10 protein-coding genes are annotated in these 13,885 nt (G+C 72.3%); 8 read left to right on the top strand and 2 right to left on the bottom strand.

Annotated elements, in window-relative coordinates:
* Nucleotides 1-47 precede the first annotated feature (47 nt).
* Both meaB and ACIBX3_RS11895 read left to right on the top strand, forming a co-directional pair.
* The gene (meaB, locus tag ACIBX3_RS11900; protein ID WP_397115851.1) at nucleotides 48-1,007 is read left to right on the top strand and encodes a methylmalonyl Co-A mutase-associated GTPase MeaB; all 960 of its coding nucleotides are present in this window, start codon (nucleotides 48-50) and stop codon (nucleotides 1,005-1,007) included.
* Nucleotides 1,008-1,157: 150 nt separating this feature from the next.
* Complete coding sequence (locus ACIBX3_RS11895) at nucleotides 1,158-3,287, top strand: CehA/McbA family metallohydrolase (RefSeq protein ID WP_397115849.1); 2,130 nt, start codon at nucleotides 1,158-1,160, stop codon at nucleotides 3,285-3,287.
* Here the strand turns inward: ACIBX3_RS11895 and mtnA are convergent.
* Nucleotides 3,284-4,222, bottom strand: coding sequence for an S-methyl-5-thioribose-1-phosphate isomerase (gene mtnA / locus ACIBX3_RS11890; protein WP_397115847.1), 939 nt, complete (start codon nucleotides 4,220-4,222; stop codon nucleotides 3,284-3,286). The two genes, ACIBX3_RS11895 and mtnA, sit on opposite strands and share 4 nt — an antisense overlap.
* Before the next feature lie 32 nt (nucleotides 4,223-4,254).
* On the bottom strand, nucleotides 4,255-6,120 hold the full coding sequence (locus ACIBX3_RS11885; protein WP_397115845.1) for a potassium transporter TrkA: 1,866 nt from the start codon (nucleotides 6,118-6,120) through the stop codon (nucleotides 4,255-4,257).
* A gap of 95 nt (nucleotides 6,121-6,215) precedes the next feature.
* Between ACIBX3_RS11885 and ACIBX3_RS11880 the strand changes: the two genes are divergently transcribed.
* The 6 genes from ACIBX3_RS11880 to ACIBX3_RS11855 all read left to right on the top strand — a co-directional run bounded on the left by ACIBX3_RS11880 (nucleotide 6,216) and on the right by ACIBX3_RS11855 (nucleotide 13,881).
* Nucleotides 6,216-7,691, top strand: coding sequence for a serine/threonine-protein kinase (locus ACIBX3_RS11880; protein WP_397115843.1), 1,476 nt, complete (start codon nucleotides 6,216-6,218; stop codon nucleotides 7,689-7,691).
* Between the two features lie 59 nt (nucleotides 7,692-7,750).
* Nucleotides 7,751-8,860 (top strand): DUF5925 domain-containing protein, encoded by a 1,110-nt coding sequence (locus tag ACIBX3_RS11875; RefSeq protein ID WP_397115841.1) that lies wholly within the window; start codon nucleotides 7,751-7,753, stop codon nucleotides 8,858-8,860.
* A 166-nt stretch (nucleotides 8,861-9,026) separates the two neighbouring features.
* Complete coding sequence (locus tag ACIBX3_RS11870; RefSeq protein ID WP_397115839.1) at nucleotides 9,027-9,536, top strand: (2Fe-2S)-binding protein; 510 nt, start codon at nucleotides 9,027-9,029, stop codon at nucleotides 9,534-9,536.
* The gene (locus ACIBX3_RS11865) at nucleotides 9,536-10,513 is read left to right on the top strand and encodes an FAD binding domain-containing protein (RefSeq protein WP_397115837.1); all 978 of its coding nucleotides are present in this window, start codon (nucleotides 9,536-9,538) and stop codon (nucleotides 10,511-10,513) included. The genes ACIBX3_RS11870 and ACIBX3_RS11865 overlap by 1 nt, the downstream gene beginning before the upstream one ends.
* Nucleotides 10,510-12,678 (top strand): xanthine dehydrogenase family protein molybdopterin-binding subunit, encoded by a 2,169-nt coding sequence (locus ACIBX3_RS11860; RefSeq protein ID WP_397115836.1) that lies wholly within the window; start codon nucleotides 10,510-10,512, stop codon nucleotides 12,676-12,678. Before ACIBX3_RS11865 ends, ACIBX3_RS11860 begins: the two co-directional genes overlap by 4 nt.
* Nucleotides 12,679-12,828: 150 nt before the next feature.
* A complete protein-coding gene (locus tag ACIBX3_RS11855) occupies nucleotides 12,829-13,881 on the top strand; it encodes a C39 family peptidase (RefSeq protein ID WP_397115834.1) in 1,053 nt (350 codons plus the stop codon).
* Nucleotides 13,882-13,885 lie beyond the last annotated feature (4 nt).

The following is a 13,885-nucleotide window of genomic DNA, read 5'->3' as shown; positions in this document are numbered from 1 at the left end:
ACTTGTCAGAAGTTAGGCTGATCAAACAGAAGAAAGGGGCAGGTCGGGTGCGCTCGCTGGAGGACTACGCCGAGGGGGTACGCGCGGGTTCGCGTACCTGGATCGCCCGCGCGATCACCCTGGTCGAGTCGACCAGGCCCGACCACATGGCCCTCGCCCAGCGCCTGCTCGTCGAGCTCACCCCGCTCACCGGCCACGCGCGCCGGGTCGGCGTCTCCGGAGTGCCCGGTGTGGGCAAGTCGACGTTCATCGACTCCCTCGGCACGTTCCTGACCGGGCAGGGGCACAAGGTCGCCGTCCTGGCCGTGGACCCCTCCTCCACCAGGACGGGCGGCAGCATCCTCGGCGACAAGACCCGCATGGCCCGCCTGGCGACCGATCCGGCCGCCTTCATCCGCCCGTCGCCGACCTCCGGCACCCTGGGCGGCGTCACCAAGGCGACCAGGGAGGCCATGGTCGTGGTCGAGGCGGCGGGCTTCGGCGTCGTCCTGGTCGAGACCGTCGGCGTCGGGCAGTCGGAGACCGCCGTGGCCGACATGGTGGACACGTTCCTGCTGCTCACGCTCGCCCGTACCGGCGACCAGCTGCAGGGGATCAAGAAGGGCGTGCTGGAGCTGGCCGACGTGATCGCGGTCAACAAGGCCGACGGCGACCACCGGCTGCCGGCCACGAAGGCCGCGCGCGAGCTGGCCGGCGCGCTGCGCATGCTCCGCTCCGACTCCACCCCGCCGCCCGTGCTCACCTGCAGCGGCCTCACCGGCGAGGGCCTGGAGGAGCTCTGGCGGCACGTCCTCGCCCACCAGGAGTCGCTCGACCTGGCCGCCAAACGCCGCGCCCAGCAGGTGGGCTGGACCTGGACCCTGGTACGCGAGCGTCTGCTGTCCGAGCTGCGCAACGACCCCGAGGTGGCCGCCATCAAGGACGAGGTCGAGCGCGAGGTCCTGGCGGGCGGGCTCACCCCGTCCCTGGCCGCCGATCGCCTCTTGTCCGCATTCAAGCGCCCGTGACCCGTTCGGCCTGCGTGCGGACCGGGGTCACTCCCCGGGTGAAGATACTTCTCCCGGGTGTGGGATAACCGTCACCGTCGCTTCGCCGCCGACTGGCGGGCCTCGTGATCCATGTCACGATGTCGCGCAACCGACGTGGGAGGGGCCCGGATGTGTGCGGAACCGATGCTGCCCGAAAAGGTGGCGGGGGCGCTGGCGGAGTACGGCCGGCTGCTGGATGATCACGGCATCACCTGGGGAGAACCGGAGATCCACTACGTGAAGTTCTTCTCCAGGCGCAGGGTGCTGCCGCCCGCGCTGTTCGACCGGTTCTGGCGGCTGGTCCATCAGGCGGTCGCCGGGCGCCACCCCGGCGAGGCGGCCGACCAGATCGCGGCCCGGCTGGACGAGGCCGACTACGACGAGGTGCTGCGCGACACGCTCGACGGCGAACTGCCGGGGCACCTGGTCGCGCTGCGGATCGGCCGGGACGGGCACACGCTCGAAGGGGCTTCGCGGACGGTCCTGCTCCCCTCGCCACGCGTCCGCCTGGTCCGCCCCGCTCGGTTCCGGGCCGCCGGCGAAGGGCTGCCGCTGCCCGGCCGGGGCGAGGAGCGGATCTCGTTGCTCATCGACTCCAGCCGCGACGAGCCCTGCCCCATCAGCATCGACGAGAGCGCGCGCCTGCTCGGCCCGCGCGGCGCCTGGCTGGTCGAGGTGGACCACGACAGCACGATCATCGTCGACGGCGCCCGCGTGCGCCTGGACACGCTCCTGAGGCCCATCCGCGCGGCCAGGCTCCGGCTCGTGGCCGGGATGCCGTGCCGGTGGAGCGTCATGGGCGCCGACGGCACCGGCTGGTTCCCGCCCGGCACGCCCAACCGCTACGACTACCACGGCCGCCCGTACTTCCACGGCGACGACATCATCGTCGAGGTCCCCGCGCAGCCGCTGACGGTCACCGTCGCCCGCGGCATGGAGTACGGCGAGGCGAGCCGGGAGCTCACCCCGCGGCCGGGCGGCGAGAACCTCGTCAGGCTGACCCCCGAGCGCCTCTACGACGCGCCGGCCCGCGGCTGGTACGGCGGCGACATGCACGTCCACCTCAACTGGGCCGGCGACCTCGTGGGCGTGCCCGCCGACGCGGCCGCCGCCCAGCACGGCGAGGACCTGCATGTGCTCAACCTGCTGGCCGGCAACGTGTCGGGCAGGCGCGTCTACGACCGCGAGGCCCTGGAGCACTGGACCGGCGAGGACCTGCCGTGGTCGGACGCCACGCACCTGGCCAGGATGGGCGTCGAGTACCGCAACGATCTGCTCGGCCACGTCTACGCCTTCGCGCCGCGCGCCGCGCCGCGTCGCTTCCACACCGGGTTCGACGGCGACGCCGACTGGCCGCCCAACGCCGACGGGCTGCGGGAGCTGCGCGGGCTCGGGGCGCTGGTCGGCTACAGCCACCCCTTCCGCACGCCGATCTCCGACGGCGGCCCGCCCCGGGGCGTGGTCTCTCCGGTGCCGCGCAACTGCGCCGCCCGCGAGCTGGTCGCCGACGCCGCGCTCGGGCTCGTGGACAGCCTCGACGTGCTCACCCACGCCTCGATCCCGTCCACGGCGGCGGTGTACCGGCGGCTGATCGGCGCGGGCAACCGGCTGGCGGTGACGGCGGGCACGGACGCGATGATCTCCTTCACCCGCTCCGACAACCAGTCGAACCCGCCCGGCTGGGCCCGTGTCTACGCCCGCGTCGACGGTGAGCTGACCGCCCGGTCGTTCGCGGCCGCCGTGCGCGCGGGCCGGACGTTCGCCACCACCGGACCGTGGCTGGAGCTGTCGGTGGACGGCCACGGCCCCGGCCACGTCATCCACGCGCGCGGGGGCCACCGCGTGAGTGTCACCGCCAGTGCCATCGGGCCCGAGGTCGCGGCGGTGCGCATCCGCACGGCCGACGGGGTGCGAGCCGGCGCGGAGCGGCTCCCCGGCGAGGTCGAGCCCCTCACCGTGACGGCCGCGTTCCGGGTGGACGAGCCGACGTACATCGTGGCGGAGGTCCTGTGCGACCCGCACCCGCGCACCATGACCACCACCGGGTACGCCCTGACCAGTCCCGTCTACGTGGACGTCGACGGCAGGCAGGTGGCCAGGGCCGAGGACGTGCGGTGGTGCCTGGAGTGGCTGGACCTGCTCGAGGACCTGATCAAGCAGCACGGCCGCCTGGCGAGCCCGTACCAGTTCGGCGACCACGTCTCCCTGCTGGAGCAGGCCCGGGGGATCTACCGCGCCCGGCTGGACGGATCCGGCTAAGGCCTGATCACGCGCTTGTCCGTGACGATCGCGGTGATCAGGTCGTGCGGGGTCACGTCGAACGCCGGGTTCAGCGCCATGGTTCCCTCCGGCGCCACCCGTACGCCTCTGAAGGACACGATCTCCTCGGCGCCCCGATCCTCGATCGCGATGTGCTCGCCCGACGGGGTGCTCGGGTCGATCGTGGACTCGGGCGCGACCACGAAGAACGGCACGCCCGCGCGTTCGGCGCCGAGCGCGAGCGCGTACGAGCCGATCTTGTTGGCGGTGTCGCCGTTGACGGCGATGCGGTCGGCGCCGATGAGCACCGCGTCCACCTCCCCCTGGGCCAGCAGGTACGGCCCCGCCGAGTCGGCGATGAGCCGGTGCGGCGCGCCCATCCTGGCCAGCTCCCAGGTGGTGAGCCTGGCGCCCTGCAGCAGGGGCCGGGTCTCCAGCGCGAGCACCTCGGCCAGCCGCCCGCGCTCGTGCAGCGTCTGCACGACGCCGAGCGCGGTGCCGCGTTCGACGGCGGCGAGCCCGCCGGTGTTGCACACGGTCATGATCCGCAGCCGGTCGCCTTCGAGCAGGTCGGCGCCGCGTTCCCCCATGGCCTTGCAGGCGGCGATGTCGTCGTCGCGCACCCGCAGCGCGGCGGCCAGCACCCCCTCGCGGCCCTCGGGCAGGTGCGCGACCGCCCGGTCGACGCCCCAGGCGAGGTTGACGGCGGTCGGGCGGGCGGCGCGGAGCCGGGCGATCTGGGCGGCGTCGCCGTCGGCCAGCACGACGCCGAGCGCGCCGGCCACGCCGAGCGCGGGCGCGCCGCGCACGGCCAGCCGCTGGATCGCGTCGACGAGCTCGTCGACGGTGTGGATGCGGAGCATCACGCACTTGTCGGGCAGCAGCGTCTGGTCCACGAGCTCGACCGCGCCGTCCACCCAGTCAATGGTCCTCACGAGGCAAACGCTAGCTCACGTCCGTGAACGCCTCATCGTTCGGCGAGGACGATCACCGAGTCCCGCTCGTCCAGGACGATGGGCTCCGACTTGCCGGGGTTGAGCACGATGCCGTAGTGCGGCGGGTGGTTGCGGGCCGCGGCGCTGCGGTAGCCGATGGCGGTCTCGCCCCTGCGCCGCGCGGCCTCGACGACTGTGGAGAACGTCACCTTCGTCCCGGGCTTGACGTACGAGGCGGCGGAGCGGGGGTAGATCTCCGAGCCGCGCGAGTCGAACAGGTAGCCGAACACGTCCGCCAGGTGCCTGTTCTCGGCGAGCTGGGCCAGGAGCAGGCCGATGACCGTGTCGCTGATCACGATGTCGTCGGCCTCGGTGACCTCGGCCAGGGCGCGGTTGTTCTCGTCGTGCATCTCGCTGACGATCGAGTAGTGCTCGCCGAGCGTGCTCTGCATGTCGCGCAGCTGCAGCAGCGTCATGAGCGTGCGCGTGTCGGAATGGTGGGCGTCGAAGCGGTCGTCGGACAGCACGATGACGTGCTGGAAGAGGCCGACGCCGAGCGACTCCAGCGCGAACCTGTCGGTGGTGTCGCAGTCTTTGACGTTCACGGTGAGGTTGCGCAGGCCCGCCAGGTTGGATCCGGCCTTGGGGTGGTCGGCGGCGATCTCCATGACGGAGCCGGGCGCGACGTAGGCGTCGAGGTAGCGGACGATCTGCTCGGCCCGGCCGTTCCAGTTGAGCAGGAGGGTGCGCTCCGGCTCGGGGGCCTGGCGCTCGGCCGCGACGATGGCGGCCTCGTCCAGGGACGGCTTGCCGGCGGCCAGGCGCACGTGGGAGTCGTCGTGCGCGATGACGATGACCTGGTCGTCGGCGTTGATCATGGTGTCGGACGGCGGGTTCAGCACGACGCCGGACGGCCTGCGTAACCCGATGACGGAGGCGGTCTGGTACGCGTGCAGCGCCTCCCCGTACGTGACGCCGACGAGCTTCTTCGGGGTGCGCATGTAGATCTCGCCGCCGTCGAAGTTCAGCAGGTCCATGCAGACCACGGACATGCCGGACTGGCGGGAGGACTGCACGATGAGCCGGGAGGCGGTGTCGTCGGAGTCGACCAGGTGCACGTCCTTGCCGCCGGCCAGGCGGGCGGCGGCGATGTTGCGGCTGGAGGTGAGGGCGGCGACCACCGGGGGGTGGGTGCCGTCACGCTTGGCCAGCGCGAGCAGGATCTTGATGACGTGCGCGTCCGGGTCCTCGCCCTCGGGCGAGAGCACGACGACGGAGTTGGCCGTGGCCAGGTTCATCAGCGCGAGGTCGCGCGGCTCGGTGGGCCGCCCCGTGCGGCACACCAGGCGGGTCCTGCCCAGGTCGCCGACGTGCTCGCGGATGGCCTCCTCCATCTCGAGCTTGTCACGTTCCGCCAGGACCGCGATGACCGATCGTTTCTGGCTGGCGTGGGCCTTGACCAGTTCCCCGACGATCGTGAACATCTGGTCCGACCAGCCGAGCACCACCGTGTGACCGGACTCCACGATCCGCGAGCGCCCCCTGCGCAGGCGGTCCACTTTCTGCTTGAGCCCGTTCGACAGCAGGCCGACGAGCATGCTGACGATGAACAGGCCGCCGAGCGAGCAGATGAACATCACGGCTATATAGGCGATCGAGCCCTTGTCGCTGGCCACTTTGCCCGGCGTCAGGGCGTGCATGAGAGCGATCCAGACCAGTTCCCCGGGATGGTCCACGCCCTCGGGCTCGCCCGGCGCGAGCCAGAGCGTGAGCCCGGTCACCACCACGATGAGCCCCACCGACACGAGCGCCAGCCAGCCGATCAGCGACGCGGTCCCCCTGGACATCGTGTTGTCGAACCAGTACCGCGCCCGTTCGCGGAACGAGATCTTCGACACTTCCCCGATACCTCCGCGTAAGGAGTGATTTAACCCAACGCACCAAGGTACCGGGCGATCTTCATTTCCGCAGCGCGACCGGTAACGTAGCCGCCATGGTGAGCCCCCTCACGCCGGACGATCCGGCGACGCTGGGCGGCTTCCGCCTGGCCGGCCGGCTCGGCGAAGGCGGACAGGGCGTGGTCTACCTCGCCCATGCGGCCGACGGCGAACCGGTCGCGATCAAGCTTTTGAGCACGGGCGATGAGGTGACGCGGGCGCGGCTGGCGCGCGAGCTGGAGGCGCTGGAGAGCATCGCCTCCTTCTGCACGGCCCGCGTCCTCGACGCCTCCACCGCCGGGCCGCGGCCGTACGTGGTGAGCGAGTACGTCGACGGGCCCTCCCTCGCCGACCGGGTGCGCGAACGCGGGCCGCTGCGCGGAGGCGAGCTCGAACGGCTGGTCGTCGGCACCGCCACCGCGCTGGCGGCCATCCACGCGGCCGGGGTCGTGCACCGCGACTTCAAGCCGGCCAACGTGCTGCTCGGGCCCGACGGGCCGCGGGTGGTGGACTTCGGCATCGCGCGGGCGGAGGGGGCCGCGACGATGACCTCCGGGCTGATCGGGACGCCCGCGTACCTGGCGCCCGAGCAGATCGGCGGCACGCCCGCGTCGCCGGCGTCGGACGTGTTCGCGTGGGCGGCGTCGATGGTGTACGCGGCCACGGGGGCGAGCCCGTTCGGGGCGGACACCGTGCCCGCCGTGCTGCACCGGGTCCTGCACGCCGAGCCGGACCTGGCGCCGCTGCCCGGCCGCCTGCGCGGCGTGATCGCCTCCTGTCTGGCCAAGGATCCGTCACGGCGCCCGACGGCCCGGCACCTGATGGTCACCCTGGTCAACCCCACCGCGCCGCCCGCGCCGGCACCCGGCGACCGGCGCGACGGCCCCTACGGCGCCCCAGGAGCCGGACCCGGTCCCCAGGCGTACGGCGGGCCGCCCACCGGCCCGCAGCACCCGGTGAGCACCACGGCGCCCGGCCGGCGGTCCCGGTCGCGCGGTGTGCTCGTGGGCGCGGTCGCGGCGGTGACCCTCCTGGGCGCGGCCGCCGCCGCGGTGCTCATGCTGAACGGCACCCCGGGAGCCACGGAAGGCGAACGATCAGCGTCGGCCGCCCCGTCCGCCACCTCGTCGTCGCCGGACGAAGCCCCGTCCGGCGAGTACTCATCGGACCCCCCGCAGACCCAGCCGGCCGGGAATCTGAAGATCCCGGCCGCCTTCGAGGGCGACTGGTCGGGCCACACCACCAGCACCAACTTCATGGACCCCGACGGCGCCACGAACACGGTGCAGCTGAGGAAGGGCGAATCCACCGCGTCCTGGACCGAGACGGACGCCGACGACGGGTGCAAGGGCACCATCACCCTCACCCAGGTGGAGAAGACCCGGCTGACCTTCTCCCTGGGCCAGAACGAGGGCAACTGCATCGCCGGCACCATCTGGCTGGCGCTGGAGGGCGACACCCTCACCTACACATGGCGGGACGTTCCCGGCCCGGGCATCGTCACGCAGACCGGTAAGCTCAGCAAGAAGTAACCCAGATTCCTTGCCTAAACCCTTCGACATCGGGCCCGACGGACTAGATCATTGACGCTATGTCTGTGATGAAGGAGGTCCCCTTCCCCAGCCCCGACTCCGCCGAGCTGCCGATGAACATCTGGCTCGACGACGCCGACTCCGCCATCGACGTGATCGACGCGCTGGCGCTGTCGCCCTTCGCGACGGGCGCGCAGCCGTGGTCCCGCCTGGCCAATCTGGAGCGCGTACGCCCGGACGCCCCGCTCAGCCCGTCCGGTGGCCGCCTGCTGCGTACGGCGCGGGTCGAGGACGGCACGGAGTCGCGGCTCATCTGCGGCGACGGCTGGACCCTGCGGGTCGTACGGCACCGCAACCGCACCGCCACCGTCAGCGTCACGGCGGTGAACGAGGAGCTGGCCAAGAGCGTTCTCCGGGAGAGCATCGACGGCGCCGAGGAGGCCGTGCCCGAGACCGACCACGTCGAGATGGGGTTCTGGTGGCGCGGCACGCACGGCGGGCAACGCTCGGAGAAGCCGATCACGGCCCAGCCGTGGCCCGAGATCAGCCCGAACTACTCCGGCAAGATCCGCCCGGCGCTCGACCGGCTGATGTCGATCACGCCCGCGGACGTGACGGGCCGCCTCATCCTCATGCACGGCCGTCCCGGCACCGGCAAGACCACGCTGCTGCGCACGCTGGCCAAGCAGTGGCACGAGTGGTGCCAGGTGGACTGCGTGCTCGACCCGGAGCGCCTGTTCAACGAGCCCGGCTACCTCATGGAGGTGGCGGTCGGCTACGACAGCGACGAGGACGCGCAACGGTGGCGGCTGCTCGTCCTGGAGGACTGCGACGAGCTGATCAGCTCGGGCGCGAAGGCGCAGGCGGGTCAGGGCCTGTCCCGCCTGCTCAACCTGACCGACGGCCTGCTCGGGCAGGGCCGCGACGTGCTGGTGGCGATCACCACGAACGAGGACCTGACCCGGCTCCACCCCGCCGTCGTGCGCCCGGGCCGCTGCCTGGCGCAGCTCGAGGTCGGCCCGCTCGGCAGGGACGAGGCCGTCGCGTGGCTCGGCAGGTCCGAGGGCGTGGGCCCGTCGGGGGCCACCCTCGCGGAGCTGTACGCCATCCGCGCCGGCCGCGAGTTCACCCCCGCCGGAGGCGACGACTCCACGGGCCTGTACCTCTGACCCACCCGCTCCGCCAGGTACGGGGATCGGCGGCGTAGGGACCGTAGTCATCGGAGGAAATCGCCAGACTCGTCAGGGGTTCTCCCCTGACTTGGGCGAAATTCCGCCGAGAGTCATCCGATGTCTCTCTTGACCGGCACGCCGAGAGACCTTAACGTTCGGCCGTATGGAGCACGCTGATCCCTCCCGGCGGCGAGGGCCCCGACAGTCCGCGGACGGCCGGGTCGAGGTGGCCTTCACGGTGAACGGAACGGCCGAGCGGCTCCGTGTGGACCCGCGGACGACGCTCCTCGACGCCTTACGGGAGCGGCTGGAGCTGACCGGCACGAAGAAGGGCTGCGACCGCGGACAGTGCGGGGCCTGCACCGTGCACGTGGACGGCAGGCGGGTGCTGTCCTGCCTGACCATCCTGGCCGCAGTGGACGGCCGGGAGGTCACCACCGTCGAGGGTCTGGCCACGGGCGGCCGGCTGCACCCCGTGCAGCGGGCGTTCATCGAATGCGACGGGCTCCAGTGCGGATTCTGCACGCCGGGGCAGATCATGTCGGCGGTGGCCGTGTTACGCGAGGGGTCCGCCGGCACCGACGCGGAGATCCGCGAGGCCATGTCGGGCAATGTGTGCCGCTGCGGCGCCTACCCGAACATCGTCGAAGCCGTGAAGCAGGCGAGATCCTGATGCGCGCGTTCGACTTCGCCGCCCCCGGCGACATCGCCGGCGCCCTCCATCTGGCCGGGGACGCCTCCTCCACCAGCGTGGCCTTCCTCGCCGGCGGTACCACGCTGATCGACCTGATGAAGCTGGACGTGCTCGCCCCCGGGCAGGTCATCGACATCAACCACCTTCCGCTGCGCGGGATCCGGCTCGGGCCGGACGGCCTGCGTATCGGCGCCCTGGAGCGGATGGCGGACATCGCCCGCCACGACGCCGTCGCCGCCCACTACCCGCTCGTCTCGCAGGCGCTGCTCCTCAGCGCCTCACCGCAGCTGCGCAACATGGCCAGCATCGGCGGCAACCTCCTGCAGCGGACCCGGTGCGGCTACTTCCGCGATGTGGCGACGCCGTGCAACAAGCGCGCGCCCGGCAGCGGCTGCCCGGCGCAGAGCGGCGACAACAGGGGCGGCGCCATCCTGGGCACGAGCGCCTCCTGCGCCGCCACCCATGCCAGCGACGTCGCCGTGGCGCTGGTCGCGCTGGACGCGTCGGTGCGCCTGCGCGGCGCCGGCGGCGAGCGGACCGTGCCGCTGGCGGACTTCTATCTGCGGCCCGGCGACACGCCACACGTGGAGAACGTGTTGCGGCCCGGCGAGCTCATCACGGAGGTGATCGTGCCGGCGCTGCCATGGGCCAGGCACTCCGTCTACGTCAAGGTCCGTGACCGTCAGTCGTACGAGTTCGCGCTGGCCTCGGCCGCCGTCGCGGTCGACCTCCGGGGCGGCGCCGTTCATGACGCCCGGGTGGCGGTCGGCGGCGTGGGGACCGTGCCCTGGCGGCTGTCCGCCGTCGAGGCGGCGCTGCGCGCCGGTCAGAGCTTTGAGGCGGCGGCTGCGCTCGCTGTGGAGGGGGCGCGCCCGCTGGCCGGAAACGCCTTCAAAGTGACACTGGCGCAACGCGTGATCATGCGCGCTCTGACGGAACTGGCAGGCCCGCGATGACGTCGGTGGACAGGGAGGACGGCCCTGTCAAGGCCACCGGCGCGGCGGTCTACGCGGCCGACCACCATCCGGACGGACTCGCCCACGGCTATCTGCTGACCAGCACGATCGCGCGGGGGGCCATCCTCGGCATGGACACCGCCCTGGCGGAGAAGGCCCCTGGCGTCATCGCGGTCTACACGCCGTTCAATCCGCTCGAGCTCCACCCGTACGCCAAGGAGGAGAACGCCGAGCTCACCTCGCCGCTGCAGAGCACCGGCGTCCGCTACTACGGCCAGGCGATCGGGCTGGTCGTGGCTGAGACGTTCGAGCAGGCCAGGGACGCGGCGGCGCTGGTGGACACGCACTACAGCGCCGAGCGCCCACGAGGTTCCTTCGCCGACGGCCTGTCCAGCGCCGCCCCGCCGCCCAGCGGCACTCCCGTCGTGGACGTGCTGGCCCCCGGCGTCTCCTCCATCGACGAGGCGCTGGCGGCCGGCGACGTCACCGTCACCGCCACGTACACCACCCCGGCCGAGACCCACGTCGCGATGGAACCGCACGCCACCGTGGCGTTCTGGGCCGCGGACCGGCTCACCGTCTACACCGCGACCCAGGGTGTACGGCTGGTCGTGGACCGGCTGTCGGAGACGCTCGCCATCGATCCGGCGCGCATCCGCGTCATCAACCCGTACGTCGGGGGCGGCTTCGGCAACAAGTGGGGCATGTGGGCACACACCCCGCTGACCGCGGCGGCGGCCCGCGCCCTCGATCGCCCGGTCAAGACCGTCCTCCCCCGCGAGCAGGTGTTCACCGTGGCCGGGCACCGGCCGCCCACCGCCCAGACCATCTCGCTCGGCGCCGCCGCGGACGGCACGCTCCTGGCCGTCAAGAACGACGGCGTCTCCGGCAAGTCGGCCTCCAACGACTTCCACGAGCAGGTGGCCAACCTCTCCCTGGCCCTGTACGGCTCGGCCAACCTGCACGTGAGCAGGAAGGTCGTCACGCTGGACGTCCCGGTCACGACCATCATGCGCGCGCCCGGGGAGTCCAACGGCTCCTTCGCGTTGGAGAGCGCCCTGGACGAGCTGGCCGGCGAGCTCGGCATGGACCCGCTCGACCTGCGCAGGAAGAACGACACGCCGATCCACCCGGTCACCGGGCTGCCCTGGTCGAGCAAACATCTGGAGGAGTGCTACACGCTGGGCGCCGAGCGGTTCGGCTGGGCGGAGCGGAACCCCCGGCCCGGCACGGTCACCGACGGTGACTGGCTGGTCGGCCTGGGCATGGCCACGGCGACCTACGGCGCGGGCCGAGGCCAGGCCTCGATCAAGGTGCGGTTGTGCGACGACGGCCGGGCGGTCGTGTCGGGCACCGCGGCTGACCTCGGCACCGGGCAGTCCACCGTCTTCGCCGTCCTCGCCGCCGGCAGCCTCGGCATCCCGGTCGGCCGGGTGGTGCCCGAGCTCGGCGACTCGGCCACGCCTCCGGCGGCCAACGCGGGCGGCTCCGGGTCGACGTCCACCAACGGCCCCGCGGTCCGGCTGGCCGCCGGCGCCGCGAAGGACGCGATCGTGAAGCTGGCGGCCGAGCACGAGAAATCGCCGTTCCACGGCCGGGAAGTCGCGTTCGAGGGCGGGGAACTGCGGGCCGCCGGGCGTGCGATGCCGTTCGGCGAGCTGCTGACGCTGCTGGACGTGCCCGCCGTCGAGGCCACGGCGACCTCGCCGCGGAACCCCGTGCGGGATCACGCGTTCAGGTCCTTCGGGGCGCACTTCTGCGAGGTGCGGGTCAACCGGTGGACCGGGGAGCCGCGCGTCACGCGGTGGCTGTGCGTCGTGGACGCGGGCACGATCGTCAACGCCAAGGCGGCCCGCAGCCAGATCGTCGGTGGCGTCGTCATGGGGATCGGCCAGGCGCTGCTGGAGGACCTGCGGATCGAGCCGGAGACGGGCCGGTTCGGCAACGCCACGATGGCCGACTACCTGGTCCCCGTCAGCGCCGACATTCCTCCCATAGATGTGGAGTTCCTCAATTATCCCGACACGTTACTGAGCGACCTCGGCGCCCGCGGCATCGGCGAACTCGGCATCGTCGGAGCGGCGGCGGCCGTGGCGAACGCCGTGCACAATGCCACGGGCAAGCGCATCCGCGACCTCCCCATCACCCTGGACAAGCTTCTGTGACGGCTTTCTGACGCGCGGGCGCGGCGGCCAGGTCGGCCAGGGCAGCTCCAGTTCCCACGCGCCGGCCGTGGAGGAGCCGTCGGCGGGGCCGCGAAGATTCGGGGGCGGTACGTAAACCATCCGATGTGCGACATGCGGTGCGAAACGACAATGTGTCTGGTGCTCATCGTCGATCTGGCCCGTGTCGCCTTCACCCGCTTCGCCGTGCCCCTGACGGCCGAAGAGGTGTGGACCAGCGAGGAACACGAGATCGGCTTTCCCGCCACCCAGCTCGTGCCCTCATGGACGGCGCGCACTCCGCCGGGCGCGTGGATCGAGGTCAAGCTTCGGGCCAGGGCCGCATCAGGGGCCCGTACCAAGTGGTACGTGATGGGGCGCTGGTCCGAGCACGGCGATCCGCGCACGTCCGTTCCCGGGCAGGGCGACGAGGACGGGGACGTGGCGGTGGACACGTTCGTGGCGCGGCGGCCGGTGGTGGCGTACCAGGTGCGCGTCGCCCGGCACGGCCCCGCTCGCGTCGGCGGCCTGGGCGTGATGGCCTCGGCCGTGCCGCGGCGCCCGGTCGTGCCCAGCGCGCCCGTCGCGGCGGCGCCGGTGGAGCTGGCGGTGCCGCGGCACTCGCAGCACGCGCACGCCGGGCACCATCCGCGCTTCGACGGCGGCGGCGCGAACTGGTGCGGCCCGGCCTCGGTGGCCATGGTCCTCGGCTTCTGGGGCCGCGGCCCGGGCCCGGCGGAGCTGGACTGGGTGGGCGCGGGCGATCCCGCGCCGGCCGTGGACCACGCGGCGATGGGCACCTACGACACCAGTTACCAGGGCACCGGAAACTGGCCGTTCAACGTGGCGTACGCGGGCCGGTACGGGCTGGCCGGGTTCGTGACGCGGCTGCGGTCGGCGGCGGAGCTGGAGCGGTTCGTCCGCGCCGGGATCCCGGTGATCACGTCGCAGTCGTTCAAGACGCACGAGCTTCCCGGTTCCTGCTATTCGACCGCCGGGCACATCCTCGTCGTGGTGGGCTTCACGGCCGGGGGCGACGTCGTCGTGAACGATCCGGCCGCGCCGTGCGACGACGAGGTTCGCCGGGTCTATCCGCGGGCAGCGTTCGAGAACGTGTGGCTCAGGAGCACCGGCAGCGGCGGCATCGTGTACGTCCTGCACCCGCCCGAGCACCCCCTCCCTCCTTGTACCGACGGCAATTGGTGAGTTG

The sequence above is a fragment of the Nonomuraea sp. NPDC049480 genome (genome assembly GCF_044465905.1).
Classification (GTDB): Bacteria; Actinomycetota; Actinomycetes; order Streptosporangiales; family Streptosporangiaceae; genus Nonomuraea.
Note: the sequence above shows the minus strand (reverse complement) of the source record. Positions and strands in the feature narration are given on the sequence as shown.